We start from the raw sequence: 16,371 nt of genomic DNA on the forward strand, positions 1-16,371 counted from the left end.
AACAAGAAACTTAAGCCTAAAATGAGTCTAGCACAAGCAGCATCTGTCGAAGCAAACGAAAAGATGCTTCAATACAATGGTCAATATGGAGCGTACGGCGGATCCTACATCCCCCCGGTACTGGAAGAACAATTAGATAAACTGGCTGCTTTTTTCGATAGCCATGTCCAAAAAGAAGAATTTCAGAAAGAGTTTATTGCGATCTTAAAACATTATGTCGGTCGCCCCTCACCTTTATATTACGCGAAGAATTTAAGCGAGTATATCGGTTCTAAAATCTATTTAAAGCGGGAAGATCTCAACCATACAGGTTCCCACAAGATAAACAACTGTATCGGTCAAATTCTTCTGGCCAAGCAGATGGGAGCAACAGAGATCATTGCCGAAACTGGCGCCGGTCAACATGGTGTTGCAACAGCAACAGCAGCAGCATTGTTAAACATCCCCTGTAAAGTATTTATGGGTGAAATCGACGCTGCGCGCCAGGCCCTGAACGTCAAGCGCATGGAATTGTTGGGCGCCGAAGTTGTAACGACCAACTTAGGTAGCCGTACATTGAAGGATGCCGTCGATGCGGCCTTGATGTATTACGTTGAAAATCCAACATCCTATTATCTACTGGGATCGCACGTTGGCCCACACCCCTATCCAAAAATGGTCGGCTATTTTCAAAGCGTTATCGGTAAGGAAGCACGCCAGCAGATTCTTGATCAGGAAGGGCGCCTTCCAGACAGCATCTTCGCCTGTGTAGGTGGTGGCTCAAATGCTATTGGCTTATTTTCGGGTTTTCTCGATGATCATGAGGTCGAAATTCATGGTGGCGAAGGCGGTGGCACCGGAACTTATCCAAAAACAGCTGCGACACTTTCTTTTGGCAAACCAACCGTATTCCAGGGAACCTTTTCGTACTGTTTGGTCGATGATGAGGGCAACCCGATCCCATCAACCTCGGTGTCTGCGGGCCTTGACTACCCGGGAATATCGCCGCAACATGCCCAGCTAAAAGATAGCAATCGTGCAAACTATCACCCCGTGACAGATGCAGAAGCGATCGATGCCTACAAGCTACTTTCCCGACTGGAAGGTATTATTCCGGCCATTGAATCATCCCATGCTGTTGCTCTTGCGGTGAAATTGCTAAAAGACAAAAACAAAGTCGCTATTGTGAACCTCTCGGGACGTGGCGACAAAGATGTTGACCGCGAATTCTAAGCTGCAGCATCAAAATACATGAGTAGACCGAGTGCAGGGCCCTAGGTTAGGCAGTCGGTCTAAACATTTTATCCATTAGCTAACAATCTCCAAGATGAAGCGACCAAGAAATCGTCGAATAGTTTTAAAAACAGTAATCAGCCTCCTCGTCTTACTTTGCCTGGGTCTGATAGGCTATAATCTTTATCCAGAACCAACGTTGGATCAGCATGCCAAAGTAGACAAGCTTATCGTCTATAAATCAAAAAGAACACTATTGGCCTATAATAAGGGAAAGCTCCTAAAATCTTACCGTATTTCATTGGGCGGCCAACCTGTGGGCGCCAAAGAATTTGAAGGCGATTTAAAAACACCCGAAGGGCTTTACACGATCAACGACAAAAATCAATATAGCAGCTATCACAAAAACCTGGGGGTCTCCTACCCGAATGAACAGGATATCGCCCACGCCAAAAGTTTAGGAAAAGATGCCGGTGGCGACATTAAGATCCACGGACTTCGAAACGGACTAGGCTTTATCGGTAAATTGCAGCGCCACATGGACTGGACTTTCGGTTGTATGGCACTTACAAACGCAGAGATTGACGAACTTTTTGATGCTGTTCCGATAGGCACAGCTATTGAAATAAAACCCTAACTGAAATAAAGACTTAACTGGAATAAAGACTTAACTAAAATAACTCTTGACTGAAACATACCCCTAACGACCTCAAGGCTAAAGCGCCGAATGGCCCGCCCATTACGCTCATCCGCTGGCCGCTTAGCCGTCCCCCCCTATTTTACCCTACACCCTGTTTTCAAAATACTACAAGATAAACCCTAAATATTACAACCCCATGTCTAATAAATTATCGATTTTTGAGTTTACATTAGTAACTTGTATTTAAAATAATTCCGATGGAATATCCAATGTGATAAACACAAATACCGATGACCACATCACAGCATGCACGGCATCCAAGATTTAAATATACCTGCATAAAATCAACAGGATATTCCATAGGACCTCTAAAAGACAAGATGCGAAGCATTCATGAAACCATAGGATGCAGACACAAATCAGTAATAATTTATATATGAAACTTGCAATAAAGAATATGGTATGCAATAGATGCATTATGGTTGTTGAAAATGAATTGGCTAAGCTCAATCTTCATGTTAAGCATATTTCTTTGGGCCAGGTTGAGATTGAAGAAGAGCTGACCAAAGCGGAGAGCAAGCAACTTGCTTCCAATTTTTCGGCACTTGGTTTTGAACTGATTGACGATAAAAGAACCGTCATCATCGAACAGGTAAAACATGTCGTATTGGATCTTATCCGCAATCAACATAACGACACCACTCTTAATCTTTCCGAAATCATCAGCACGAAAGTGCACCATGATTACAACTACATCTCCAATCTTTTTTCGGATGTTGAAGGCATAACCATCGAAAAATACTTCATCGGCCAAAAAATTGAATATGTCAAAGAGTTATTGGTTTACGATGAACTTACCTTGAGTGAAATTGCTTATAAACTCAATTACTCCAGTGTTGCTTATTTGAGCAATCAATTCAAAAAAGTAACCGGATTGACGCCAAGCCACTTTAAACAGATCAAAGACAATAAACGCAAACCACTTGATAAGATTAACGACTAAGGACCTGCGATGCGCTTCACAGCGCAGGAAAAAATCAAAGTTTAACCGCTTCTGCCTATCGCAGAAAAAGAATCTACAACGCCACTTTTGGGACATTACCAACTGTCAAGACCGCTAATACGTGATTCACAAAAACAAGAAAAGGCTTCCGAGCGGAAGCCTTTCTTTTAAAATTGCCCTTTCAAATTAGCAACCCTTATCTTAAATATCTCTAATTCTTTTTGTTGTTGATTGATAAAAGAATTTTCCTCCAGTTTTCCTAGCACAATATCACGTTCTTCATCATTGGCATAAACCATGTTTTTGAACTGATTTTTGTAGTCTTTGGCACGGGATTTATAAATCTGTTCACCAATCCAGATCCGGTGTCCAAGCGCCTGATCCAACAAAGATACAATTTTATCTGTTGATAAAACCATACCTTCCAAATTTAAGACTTCGATTAAAGACAAGAGTGCGTGTTCACGTTTATCTAAGGGGTATGCTTTACTTTTATCATGATAGAATTCATGAATATCATCCCATGAATCTATTTTTTTTGATTTGACATCATCCAGGAAAGTTTGCAGGGCATTGCTTTCGATCAGCTGTCCACCTATATTTTCCCAGCTTGTACGCGATCTACCCGATAAGGACCCGATAATATCCTGCAGTGACAGCCCCTCCTCCAGGGCATCCATCAAGTGCAGTACACCATAGTATTTAATAAACGAGCGATATAAATGATAAGCCTCGCCAACCTTCTGAATAACAGTCGGTCTGCGTGAATTTTCGGCTCCTTGCAGCACAATTGTCTGATCTTTTAGGTCCATGTTGTTGGCAAGCAGTGCCCGACCGGCAACAATACGTTCGTGCTTATCCTTCCCCACGGCGGTGTGGAGACTATCTGCCACGGCCAAGGCCAACATATCCATCCCTTCAAACATCTCGTTCACCGTATCCGGTGCCAACATATCGTATTCAAAATATTGATTTTTGAAATGTCGATTGTCCCGCGCCGCATACTTATTGGCATTCCGTACCAATGCATACATGTTGTACATAAACCAATACCCCGGAATCAAGACCAGTTGATCATGTTGTACGTCATTGCTCACCAAGGTAAAAGGCAACTTGATATCCAGTTCATGCAGAAAATCCCCTTTCACAATAAGGCAATACGATGCAAATCTGGAGTTGTGTTTTAGGCTGACGCAGAGCCCAGGCCAAAAACCACGTCCCGCAATAATTTCACCATCCGCAGCTCTGGAGTTGTGATTGGATCCTACGGTTGCTCCGGCAGCCATATTACTTTGGCCCATCACCAATGCCGCACATAAAAACGAGTTGTTATGGTGCTGTTCATGCGCTGGAAAAATCAAGGAATTTAACACTTCACAACAGGAAATTGTCGAGTTGTCACCCAAATAAGAGTTGATCAAACGCGCGCCATATTTCAATTGTGAATAGGACGCCAGGATAAAACGTACAGCTTTAACGCCGTAAAATATACGACAGCCATAGCCAATAATTCCATTAACAAGCTCACAGCCTTCACCGATCTGCGTATACGATTCCTGCGAGGAATTGACGGTTACATTTTTCAGCTTGCTGACCCCTTTGATATAGACATCTGTCCCGATCTTGACATTCTTGATCGTTAACGTATTTTTGATGACGCAACGGTCGCCAATCTGGCTGTAATAGCCCCGTTGACTTCCGAATTTCTGATCAGTCAGTTCTCCAAATCGTTGCTGTAAAGCATGATCATGCCGATTGCGGGTCCAAAGGTATACATCTGCAGCCTGCATACCATCAAAAGGGTAAACCGAACGGGCACCATTTTCGTTGCAGAGCTCCAGCTCGATCCGTTTATCTGACTCTTCACCATCACGGAGAATACCATTACCGAATTTGGCTGTACTACCAGTCTCCATTTCCTTGATCTGACTCAACAGCACCTCATTACCAACAATAAAGTAGGACAAGTAGCCGACATAGTGGACAGCAACATCGTCGCCAAAGTCCGAACTGATGATCGTCGAATGATACAGGCCAATGGGCAGCTGCAAATTGCGGTAATCCAGGTAACTCGGACTCAAATTGCCGATACGGACCAAACCATAGAATTTACAGTGCTGAACCTGATTCGGATCAAAGATTGCCGATACTTTGACTTTGGACCAGTCGCTGGACCAGTTTCCATTGTTAATCAACTGTTGAACCTCCGTTTCCGTCAGGTCACGGTAGTCATTACGCGGGTTTTGCTGAAAGCGCAGGGTATATTCGTCCTGTCCTGCTGGAATAAACTCATCTGGGATAAATCCATACCCCAGCTGTTCCAAAGGTTTCTTCTTCAATACACTCATCGGCCTCCTTACTCTACAGTTACCGACTTCGCCAGGTTACGTGGTTTGTCCACATCCAAGCCTAGCTCTACACCAATATAATACGATAGTAATTGCAATGGTACAACCGAAATCAATGGAGCAATGATCTCATCTGCCTCCGGAATTTCCATAAAATCATCCGATAGATTTTCAGAAACGGTATCGCCTTTGGTAACCACCGATATAATCTTTCCCTTACGCGCTTTGATCTCCTGAATATTTGAAACAATCTTCTCGTGATAAGTATCTTTTGTAGCGATAAAAACAACCGGCAAGTTCTCATCAACCAATGCGATAGGTCCATGTTTCATTTCTGCTGCAGGATAACCTTCGGCATGGATATAAGAAATTTCCTTGAGTTTAAGCGCGCCTTCCAGGGCAACCGGGAAATTATACCCCCTACCCAAGAAAAGGAAGTCTCGGGCATCTTTGTACTTTTTGGCAATGGCCTTGATTTTATCGACCTGCGTATCCAAAATCCACTCCACCTTTTCAGGCACTTCATTTAATTCCTGCGCAAGTTTTTGATAACGTTCTTCGCTGATCGAGCCTCTCAAAGAAGCAATCTTTAAGGCAATCAGGTTCAATACAGTCAACTGTGCCGTAAATGCCTTTGTACTCGCTACGCCGATTTCAGGTCCAGCATGTGTATAGGCACCTGCATCCGAAAGTCGTGCGATAGAAGATCCAACAACATTGACAACACCCAATATGATAGCGCCTTGTTTTTTCGCATTTTCCAATGCAACCAATGTATCAGCCGTTTCACCACTTTGGGAAATCGCCAAGATAACATCCCCCGGATGAATAACCGGATTACGGTAGCGGAATTCCGATGCATATTCAACTTCTACATTAATACGGCATAATTCCTCAATAACATATTCTGCAATAAGTCCGGCATGCCAGCTCGTACCACAGGCAACAATCACAATGCGATTGGTATTGCTGATCTCATTCGCAAATTTTTCAATGCCGCTCAGTGTAATCTGATGGGATTGCAGATCCAGACGTCCACGCATGGAGTCAAAGATCGTTTGCGGTTGCTCGAAGATCTCTTTCAACATAAAGTGATCAAAACCACCTTTTTCAATAGCCGACAACTCCAGATCCAATTTTTGGACATAAGGCGTGATGCGCTCATTACCAAGATTTTTAAGGATCAACTCCTCCGGTGTGATAATGGCTAGTTCGTAGTCATTGATATAAACAACTTCTTTGGTGTATGCTAGCATCGGGGAAGCATCTGAACCCAAAAAATGCTCATTTTTACCGATACCAATCACCAAAGGACTTCCTTTACGCGCTGCAATAATACGATCTGGATGACCGGCCTCCAATACAAGGATCACATAGGCCCCTACGACCCGTTTCAAAGCAATGCGAATCGCTTCTTCTAAAGAGCATTCATTCTGCAATTGGATTTCTTCGATAAAGTTGACCAGAACCTCTGTATCCGTATCACTTTTAAACGTATAACCTTTATTGATTAATTCCGATTTTAAGGAAGCATAGTTTTCAATGATGCCATTATGAATCATCGCGATGCGTCCGCTGTTGGAATAATGCGGATGTGCATTCCGGTCAGAAGGCTCACCATGGGTAGCCCAACGCGTGTGGCCTATCCCTGTGGTCGACTGCAGATCTTTGTCGTACACAAACTCTTCCAAGTTTGCGACTTTACCTGTTTTTTTGTAAACATCGATCTGCTCACCTTTATGCAATGCCACTCCAGCACTATCATAACCACGGTATTCTAACTTTTGTAATCCGTCAATGACGATACCGTACGCCTGACGATAACCTGTGTATCCTACAATTCCACACATGTATGTCTCAATTTTAAGTGTATATTTTGTTAATGCGCCGCAATGTAATAAAAAATATCTACGCAATCGATTGATTAACCTAAAATTAACACAAAAAGGGCGGCTAATGTGTATTAGCCGCCCTTTTTAGGCATAAAATCTACCTTTATTTTTAATGTTCTGCCACATCTACATGGTCATAATCTTCCTTCATCAAGGCTTCATAATTTGTTTTTTCTTTCTTGCCAAAACGACGTTGAAGACTGTCAAAAATGGAGTATACCACCGGTACAATAACCAAGGTCAAAAATAAAGAAGATAACAAACCACCGATGATAACAATCGCAAGACCTCTATTCATATCGGCACCGTCTCCAGTAGCGATTGCAATAGGAATCATACCAAATACCATGGCAATTGTCGTCATCAAAATCGGACGAAGACGTGCATGATTGGCTGCCACCAATGCATCGTGCGTACTATCGCCAGCTTCCTTACGATGGTTGGCAAAATCAACCAGCATGATCGCATTCTTGGCCACCAGACCAATCAACATGATGATACCCAAAATCGTAAAGATATTCAAGGTCTGATTTCCCAAAGCCAAGAATAACAGGGCTCCGATAAACGACAATGGAATCGAGAATAAGACCACAAATGGTGTGATAAAACTATCGTATAAAGCAACCATTACCAAATATACTAGGATAATAGATGCCAATAAGGCAATTCCCAAAGTACCAAAACCTTCGGTTTGGTTTTCCATATTACCACCCCAGATAAAGACGATCCCCGGTTTACGCGGCAGTTTTTCAAACTGTGCCTGCCACTCTTGCGCTACGGTACCCATTGGTCTACCGATCGCCTGTCCCTGAATGGATACTGCCGGCGACTTGTCGCGACGTTCCAACAAAGTAGGTCCCGAACCAAAAGTAACATTGGCAAATTGATCCAAAGAAATAGAAGCACCCTGATTATTGATAAATTTCAGATCACGCACGTTGTCGATATTGGCACGACCATTTTCCGCATAGCGGATATTGATATCGTACTCATTATCGCCGGCTCTGTATTTGTTATCCGTATTTCCTGAGAATGCCGTTTGCATCGTCATACCCACAGTAGAGACATTTAGTCCCAAAGAGGTCATTTTATCACGGTCGATCTTCACATTGATCTCGGGATTACCCGCTTCAGAAGTCAATTTGACACCCGCTGCTCCAGGGATCTTGCGCAATTGATCTGCCGCCTTCTCTGCAAATTCCTGTGCATCTTCGACAGAAGCACCGATGATGGTCAGCTTCAATGGCGCCTGCTCCGCTCCCATGATACCCACATTGACGGTTTTGATTTTTGCACCGATCAGTTTATTTTCCAGTTCACGCTTTAATGTCGCTGAATACACCTGTGAGTTGCCCTCAAAATTTTCTTTGTCGAGGATCACGTGGATCTCCGATTTGTAACGCGAACCCGTTGTCGAAGCCATACCATCCGAAGACTGTCCCACTGTCGTAATAATTTCTTTGACATCGGGTTTCGATTTAATATAAGCCTCCGCTTTCTGCGTCAATAAATTGGTCTTCTCCAGGGAAGCATCTTTATCGAGTTCCAACTGGATGAAAAACTCCTTACGGTCGATACTCGGGAAGAAATCCGAACCGATATACCCCTTACCAACCAAAACAAACGATGCCGCAAGCAAACCAATGGCCAATAATAAAGCTGCCAACTTGGTTTTCCAGGTTCTTAAGGCCCAAACTAACAATCCTGCAACCCAATGTGTAAAGCTGTTCAAACCGCTTTCAAAACCATGAATAATACGGCCAAAGAAAGAAGTTTTGCTCAAGTGCTCCAATTTACCAAAACGCGAGTATAACCAAGGCACTACCGTAAATGACACCAATAAGGATAATAAAGTCGAGATGATTACAGTCACACAGAATTGTGCCAGGATATTGGCCACCAAGCCCGTAGACATCGCGATCGGTAGGAACACCACCACAATAACCAAGGTGATCGCCGTTACCGTAAATCCAATTTCCGAAGCACCATCAAATGCCGCACGCACTTTGTTTTTACCCATCTCCATGTGGCGGTGAATATTCTCGATAACAACGATCGCATCATCCACGAGAATACCTACCACCAGAGATAAACCTAATAAAGACATCAAGTTCAGGGTATAGCCCATCAAAAGCAAGCCAATAAAGGTTGCAATCAAAGATAAAGGAATTGCCACCATGGTGATCGCCGCATTACGTAAACTCTGCAAGAAGAACAACATGATAAAGCCCACCAAGGCAATGGCAATCATTAAGTCGTGGATCACGTTATCGGCTGCATTCAATGTAAATTCTGAAGAGTCATTGGCCACCAGAATTTTAATATTCTGTGCCGCATAATCCTTCTCTACACCACTAATTACTTTTCCACTTTTATCGTGTACAGCAATCGTTTTCTTCACCGCTTCGGACACCGCTACCGCATTTGCATCAGACTGTTTAAAGACCTGCAATAAGATCGTATTCTGACGGTCCAGGCGGGCCACTTTTTCAATCTCTTTGATACCATCCCGTACATCGGCGATATCGCGCAGATAGATCTGCACCCCTGCCGGCGTTGTGATCGGGAGGTTACGCAGCTCCTCGATCGAAGTTACTTTACCCGAAAGACGGATGGTTGTCCGGTTATCGCGGGTACTTACGTTACCTGTCGGAAAATCGAGATTGGATGCAGCTACTATTTGCTGTACCTGAGAAATTGTCAGTCCATAACCTTCAATTTTCTTCGGATCTACAGAGATCTGGATTTCACGTTCCTCGCCACCGATCAGGTCTACTTTTGCAACACCATTGATCCGCGCAAAGACCGGCTGGATTTTATTATCCAAAAGATCATAGAGTTCTTTCTCCGATAAGTTGGAAGTGACGGCCAAACTCATGATGGCCACATCATCCAGGGAAAATTTGGAGAGTGAAGGTGTCTTTACATCATCCGGCAAATCGTTGATCACGGCATTGATTTTCCGTTGAGCATCGGTAAGCAGGAAGTTGACATCCGCGCCGTTGTTGAGGGTAATCATGACAATCGATACCCCTTCCAACGAAGTCGACTCCACCTTTTTGATACTTTCCAGGGATGAAATGGCATCCTCTATTTTTTTGGTCACCGAGCTCTCAACCTCTGCAGGTGAAGCTCCCGGATAGACCGTCTGTACCGTAATGACGTTAATTTCAAATTTAGGGACCAATTCATAGCCCAATCGCGTATAAGAAAACAACCCGCCTAATGTCAGTATTATAAATAATACGATAATTATACTGGGGCGTTTTATCGATATTTCGGTAATTTTCATTCGAATAATTTATTTTTAATAGCCATGCAACCGGGGTTCCATCTGCTACTGATTACAGTATGCTCTATTTAATTATCTCTACAGGGCTTTGGTCAAATAGATTGATCTGACCCGAAACAATCACCTGATCGCCATTTTGCAAACCACCTAAGATCTCGATGTAATCACCAAAGTTTCTACCCGATTTGACATTTGTTTCGATTGCTTTACCGTTTTTCAGCACAAAGATCTTGTTGTCGCTCACACTACCCACAAAAGCATTTCGTGGTACGATCAATGTATTGCTGGCAACGCCTTCGCCGAAGATGGCCGTACCATACATACCGGCACGCAATTGGTTCGATGCATTATTTACTTCGATTTCCACCGGGAAATTTAAGCTACCATCCGATTTAGGTGCAATAAAAGTTACTTTACCAGTAAAGCGTTGGTCTGCATACACACTCGCTGTCACATCAACAGATTGACCGATCTTTAAGGTCGCCACATTCTTTTCGTCTACATTGACACGCAATTTCAAGGTAGCAACATTCACAATATCGAAGGCCGCAGCACCGACACTCAGGTAAGTTCCCGGTTCGATTTTACGTGAATTGACGATACCCGATACCGACGTTTTGATGGTTACATCGCCAGCATTCAATTTAGAAGCTCTTAAGTTATTTTTCGCATTCTCAAATTGCAATTTCACCTGGTCTAACTGTTGTTTGGTTACACCTCCCGTAGAAAAAGCACTTTCAAAGCGATTCAGATCAGCCTGCGCGTTGGTATATGCGGCTTGCGCATTCGCCACGTTCACATTCAGTTTATCACCCTCGATGATCGCCAAAGTCTGTCCCGCACTCACATGAGAACCTTCATCAACCAATACTTTCACTACCCGGCCGGCAGTTTCTGCCGAAACAGTTACTTCCTGTTTCGGAGAAAATGTTCCGTTAGCAGTATAGCGTAAATCCATGGAAGATACTTTTGCTGTATCGATACGCACAGCAATAGCCACATTTTTCTTGGCTACTTCTGCTGTTTCGGCTTCGTTTTTCTTTTTATTCTTATTTAACACAAAAAATATTCCTGCTAGACCAGCAGCAATAATAAGTAGGGTAATAATTCCGCGTTTCATATTGTATTAGTCAATTATTCGTTAATGAGTGATTTAAGTTTTCCATTTGCTTTGATCAGCTGAACTTCAGCAATTTTATAATCCAGCAAGGAAGTGTTTAAATTATTTTGTGCATCTGCATAAGCGTTTTCTGCATCCAAAAGATCAGTCAATGTCGCTAGACCATTTTTATAGTTGTTGTTTGTATCTTCCAATACCGATTTCGCCAAATCCACATTTTTGCGATTCGACTCGATCGTCAACAAGGAGTTTTTGATCTGAACCTTTGAATTCTCTGCTGCCATACTTAAGGCCAGTTTCGTATCAGCAATATCCACCTGTAACTTATCAATATCAATTTGCGCCTGACGAACTTTCGATCGTGTCAGGAATCCGTTGAAAATAGGAACGGTCAGATTAAGTCCGATACCCGAAAAGCCGGACCAATTTACACCTTCAGCTTTAGAAAATAAAGGAAAAACAGGTCCCAAACCCTGTCTTCCATAGTTGGCAGTCAACGACAGCGTCGGATAATATTTGGAGATCTCTGCTTTTTTATTTAATTCAAGCAATTCATTTTGTTTTGCCAACACCTGAATCTCCGTCCTGTCAGAAACGTCTAGCGGATTATATACAGCATCTAAGGCAACAGTCTCAAAGGTGGAGCTCGGCATGGAAATCTGCTCCGACATGGACATGCCAATAACAAATTTCAACGCATTTTCCTTTAGCTCAACGGCATTTATCAGCTGTTGTCTAGAGGCTTTTAAATTCGTCACGGCAACGTTTGTACGGTCCAAATCAATCTTCTTCGCTAACCCATTTTTAAACAACCCCTCGATAACATCCCTTGTTTTTGTTGTGCTCTCCAAGTTGTTATCTACAGTTTTCAATTGCAATTTGGACTGATAAACATCATAATAACTATTTGCCACTTTCTCAATAAGCTGCTCATCTGTTAAAGTCTTGTTGACTACATAAAATTCACGTGTAGTTTTAGCAGCCTTCAATCCAGTAAATACCGTTTGATTAAACAGCTGTTGGTTTAAACTTATTGAATTTGTGGATTGCCATTTTTGTCCAAAAGCTGCCATAACGGTTGTCCCTGGCTGACCAACAAGCTCTCCGGGTAAAGCAACTTTTTGGATCATTGGATTGTAGGTAATTCCACCATTAAAATTCACTTGTGGCAATGCGCCTGATTTAACTTCCGCGATTTTATGTTCGGCATTTATGACATCGAGCCCTGCCTTTTTCGCATCAGCTTTGTTCTGCAAAGCAAATTTAATGGCATCACTTAAGCTCAATTGTTGCTGTGCATGACCCTGGAAAACCATCGTACCTAATAAAAGGCTGGCTAGTATTCTGATTGTTTTCATTCCTAATTTATTTGTCCTAATTTTATATCTACTTTTTATTTATACCATTAAAAAACAGCTTGGTAGCCAGCTTTTGTTTTTGCAACACTTCATCAAAACGATCCTGATTTGGAATCCCCGAAATGATATCCGAGATATTGCACATCAGGGATAAGCTCTTCATCAATTCCACATAGATTTCGGCCGTATCATAGAGATGCTCCCCATCGATTTCACCTTTTTCGGCACCGATCTCCAGGATCTCAAACAAGGCTTTCACATCGCGGTCGTGCAGGCACTGGAAAAAATCCTGCATGGAAAGTCCCTTGATCCATTCCAGATTTTCGTTCATGTGCAGCATATAGTATTTCCGGACAAATGCATCGCGCAGTTCCAGTATTTTCATGATCAGCTCGTAGGTAGTGCCCACATGCACAGCCACCATCTTCTCCTCCTCTTCCCTATATTCATCCGTCAAACGCACAATCACATCCCGTATAAGTGCATTCTTTTTCCGAATAATAGTAGTACAAATTCGCTTTGGTAATTTTTATATCCTCCGCAATTTCATTCATCGTAGTCTTACTAAAACCGTAATGCATAAAGCGTCTTATAGCCGCATGAATGATTTGATCTTTTCTATCTTCCATTCTTCAAAAAACTCCTTTCTACTTTCTGACTTTTATCAAAAATTGTTCAAAAATATAAAAAGTAACATGTTGGGCAAAATAAATTTTGAAATTGTAATAATTTTGATATTAACCTGACAACAAAAAAGGCAAACTCTCGAGTTTGCCTTTTATTATACGAACAGATCTGTTAGAATGCGACCGTGTTCTGAAAATGTTTTAAAAATTTTCGTTTATCCAGTTTATAGAGCCGTGCTGCACGATAGGCAACTCCAGTCTGCACTTCGTCGAGTTCTTTTAGAAAGCCATAATTTTGCATTTTCTTTCTAAAATTGCGTTTATCGAGTGGTTTATTCAAGATTCCCTCATACACCAGCTGTAACTGGGTGAGGGTAAATTTTTCGGGCAGCAGCTCAAAAGCAATCGGCTTATAAGCAAGGCGCCGCTGCAATCGCTCCAGACAGAGGTCCAAAATCTGCTTATGGTCAAATGCCAGTTCAGGTACATTCCGAACGGGAAACCACTTCGCCTGTTTCATATAATTTGTAACAGGTTTGGTTTTCAATTTGGTATTATCCAGCTGCACGAGGGCGTAATAGGCTACCGTCAGAATCCGCCCCTTTGGATGCCGTTTTAATCCGGCAAAGGAATGCAGTTGATCCATAAATACATCTTTCAAACCTGTATTCTCATACAAAATTCGTTTTACGGCATCTTCCATCTCTTCGTCATTATCCACGAAAAAACCTGGCAATGCCCACCAATCCTTAAAAGGATATTCATTTCTTTCGGCCAAAAGAACTTTTAATTCTCCTTCGTGAAAGCCTAATATGACACAGTCAACGGTAAAATTACTATACAAAACTTCTAAATTTATTTATGTGCAATATACTGAGCTAAATTTAGCGGTTACTAATCATCGGGTTATCTGTAACAATTATACGCTTCCTAAACGTGATGCGCAAAAAAATATTGAAAAATTTATTCAAAGTGTAGAATATACACTATAAAAATCTTATATTCGTAAAACCTAAAATATAGCGTGTGATAAAAGAAATTAAAAAAATAGGTGTATTGACGTCGGGAGGTGATGCTCCTGGGATGAATGCCTGTATTCGTGCTGTTGTTCGAACAGCATTACATAAGGGATTGCAAGTAACGGGTATTTATCAAGGATACCAAGGTCTGATCGACGCAAATTTCATAGAAATGGATACGCGTTCGGTCAGCAATATTATACAACGTGGTGGTACAATATTAAAAACAGCGCGTTGCATGGAGTTTAAGACGCCGGAAGGCCGTCGAAAAGGATATGACAATCTGATCGCTGCCGGTGTGGATGCATTGGTGGTCATTGGTGGTGACGGTACCTTTACAGGGGCTAATTTTTTCTCCAAAGAATTTGAGATACCTATTATAGGTATACCCGGCACGATAGATAACGATCTTTATGGTTCTGATTATACCATTGGTTACGATACGGCCAACAATACTGTAATTGAAGCTATTGATAAAATCAGAGATACTGCGGCGTCACATGAACGTCTTTTCTTTGTTGAAGTAATGGGCCGGGATTCAGGTTGTATTGCGTTGAATGCAGGCATTGCTGGCGGAGCCGAAGCAATCTTACTTCCAGAGAAAGAAACCGCCATTGACGATTTAATCCGTCATTTAGAAGACGGTGCCATTAAGAAGAAATCGTCGTCTATTGTTATTGTTGCAGAGGGCGACCAAAATGGTGGTGCTTATTATGTCGCAAAAAAAGTAAAAGAAAAGTTTGATCATTACGACACGAAAGTTAGTATATTAGGGCATTTGCAACGCGGTGGTTCTCCAACGAGTTTCGACCGCGTGCTTGCGAGTAGATTGGGCTTTGCTGCTGTCAATGAATTATTGGCCGGAAACACACGAGTTACTGTTGGGCTTCGTGGTAATGAAATCAAGACAACTCCAATTGAAGAAGCAATCAGCAATAAGGAAATTAAACTTAGCCCTGATTTATTGGAGATGGCTGAGATTTTATAATCATAATTTGAACAGACATGATAGCAGTAGTATATAGTGGGTCTCGATTTTCAGACTGGAGATTGGCTGACAAGGGGCGGATCACCACGGGGTTCCGCATGAACGGGATCAATCCTTATCTTCAAGATGAGCGCTCCATACTACAGCATTTGCATAAAAACACCAACCTGATCAACAACGCCGAAAAAATCAGACGGATCTATTTTTTTGGTGCGGGATCTTCGTCGAAGGAACGTAAGGATAAAATAAAAAACGTCCTCGAACGTTTTTTCGTCAATGCGCGCGTACGGGTTGATCATGATGTCATTGCTTCGGCAATTTCGACTTTCGGCGACGAAAGAGGAATTATTGGCATCATTGGCAGTGGATCAAATGCAGCTTTTTATACAGGGAAAAAAATCATTGACAATAACTATGGTCTAGGTTATATTCTGGCCGATGAAGGGGCGACAAACTGGAACAGCCAGCAGTTGCTCAAACATTATATGACAGATACCTTACCTGTTGATCTGCGGGACAAACTGGAAAGAGAATTTAACATCGATAAGAAAACCATTTTGGAAAGGGTGTATATTTCCCCACAACCGACAAATTTTCTGAATTCATTTACCGACTTTGTCCTCGAAAATAAGGATCATCTATTCATGAGTCAATTGGTTAAAAATGGGCTTCGTACGTTTATAAAAACCTACATCAAGCCATTAATGAAAGAATATCCGGACAGTGATGTAAACTTTACGGGTTCAGTAGCGTTTAATTATGAGCACTTGCTTCGGGAAGTTGCCACAGACGAATTTAATATCAGTATTGGTACTGTTGTAAAAGAGCCGATACATAATTTAATTAAATATTATATCAATAAAAATTAAGAAT

Annotated in this window: 13 protein-coding genes; 5 read left to right on the forward strand and 8 right to left on the reverse strand. The window is 42.1% G+C overall.

The window, feature by feature from the left end:
• The first annotated feature begins 21 nt into the window (after window positions 1-21).
• From trpB to A9970_RS07350, 3 genes are all read left to right on the forward strand, one after another.
• Window positions 22-1,212 (forward strand): tryptophan synthase subunit beta, encoded by a 1,191-nt coding sequence (gene trpB, locus A9970_RS07340; RefSeq protein WP_220801536.1) that lies wholly within the window; start codon window positions 22-24, stop codon window positions 1,210-1,212.
• A gap of 94 nt (window positions 1,213-1,306) precedes the next feature.
• A complete protein-coding gene (locus A9970_RS07345) occupies window positions 1,307-1,849 on the forward strand; it encodes a murein L,D-transpeptidase family protein (protein ID WP_182981801.1) in 543 nt (180 codons plus the stop codon).
• Between the two features lie 439 nt (window positions 1,850-2,288).
• A complete protein-coding gene (locus A9970_RS07350; RefSeq protein ID WP_120334066.1) occupies window positions 2,289-2,855 on the forward strand; it encodes an AraC family transcriptional regulator in 567 nt (188 codons plus the stop codon).
• Between the two features lie 167 nt (window positions 2,856-3,022).
• Here A9970_RS07350 and A9970_RS07355 read toward each other — a convergent pair whose 3' ends face one another.
• The 8 genes from A9970_RS07355 to A9970_RS07390 all read right to left on the reverse strand — a co-directional run bounded on the left by A9970_RS07355 (window position 3,023) and on the right by A9970_RS07390 (window position 14,335).
• On the reverse strand, window positions 3,023-5,203 hold the full coding sequence (locus A9970_RS07355) for a DUF4954 family protein (protein WP_182981802.1): 2,181 nt from the start codon (window positions 5,201-5,203) through the stop codon (window positions 3,023-3,025).
• A gap of 8 nt (window positions 5,204-5,211) precedes the next feature.
• On the reverse strand, window positions 5,212-7,053 hold the full coding sequence (gene glmS, locus A9970_RS07360; RefSeq protein ID WP_182331832.1) for a glutamine--fructose-6-phosphate transaminase (isomerizing): 1,842 nt from the start codon (window positions 7,051-7,053) through the stop codon (window positions 5,212-5,214).
• A gap of 151 nt (window positions 7,054-7,204) precedes the next feature.
• The gene (locus tag A9970_RS07365) at window positions 7,205-10,387 is read right to left on the reverse strand and encodes an efflux RND transporter permease subunit (RefSeq protein ID WP_153844735.1); all 3,183 of its coding nucleotides are present in this window, start codon (window positions 10,385-10,387) and stop codon (window positions 7,205-7,207) included.
• Between the two features lie 64 nt (window positions 10,388-10,451).
• A complete protein-coding gene (locus A9970_RS07370) occupies window positions 10,452-11,507 on the reverse strand; it encodes an efflux RND transporter periplasmic adaptor subunit (RefSeq protein WP_153844736.1) in 1,056 nt (351 codons plus the stop codon).
• Window positions 11,508-11,521: 14 nt separating this feature from the next.
• Window positions 11,522-12,865: a TolC family protein gene (locus A9970_RS07375; RefSeq protein ID WP_182981803.1), complete on the reverse strand. Its 1,344-nt coding sequence runs from the start codon at window positions 12,863-12,865 to the stop codon at window positions 11,522-11,524.
• Window positions 12,866-12,893: 28 nt separating this feature from the next.
• The gene (locus tag A9970_RS07380) at window positions 12,894-13,328 is read right to left on the reverse strand and encodes a hypothetical protein (RefSeq protein WP_182981804.1); all 435 of its coding nucleotides are present in this window, start codon (window positions 13,326-13,328) and stop codon (window positions 12,894-12,896) included.
• Complete coding sequence (locus A9970_RS07385) at window positions 13,312-13,494, reverse strand: TetR/AcrR family transcriptional regulator (RefSeq protein ID WP_182981805.1); 183 nt, start codon at window positions 13,492-13,494, stop codon at window positions 13,312-13,314. Before A9970_RS07385 ends, A9970_RS07380 begins: the two co-directional genes overlap by 17 nt.
• A 169-nt stretch (window positions 13,495-13,663) precedes the next feature.
• The gene (locus A9970_RS07390) at window positions 13,664-14,335 is read right to left on the reverse strand and encodes an NrtR DNA-binding winged helix domain-containing protein (RefSeq protein WP_075992906.1); all 672 of its coding nucleotides are present in this window, start codon (window positions 14,333-14,335) and stop codon (window positions 13,664-13,666) included.
• 185 nt (window positions 14,336-14,520) lie between these two features.
• Between A9970_RS07390 and pfkA the strand changes: the two genes are divergently transcribed.
• Window positions 14,521-15,498 (forward strand): 6-phosphofructokinase, encoded by a 978-nt coding sequence (gene pfkA, locus A9970_RS07395; RefSeq protein ID WP_075994837.1) that lies wholly within the window; start codon window positions 14,521-14,523, stop codon window positions 15,496-15,498.
• A 17-nt stretch (window positions 15,499-15,515) separates the two neighbouring features.
• Window positions 15,516-16,367, forward strand: a complete 852-nt coding sequence (locus A9970_RS07400) for a hypothetical protein (RefSeq protein ID WP_153844740.1) — start codon at window positions 15,516-15,518, stop codon at window positions 16,365-16,367.
• The last annotated feature ends 4 nt before the right edge of the window (window positions 16,368-16,371 follow it).

The organism is Sphingobacterium sp. UME9, from assembly GCF_014170215.1.
Taxonomy (GTDB): Bacteria; Bacteroidota; Bacteroidia; order Sphingobacteriales; family Sphingobacteriaceae; genus Sphingobacterium; species Sphingobacterium paramultivorum.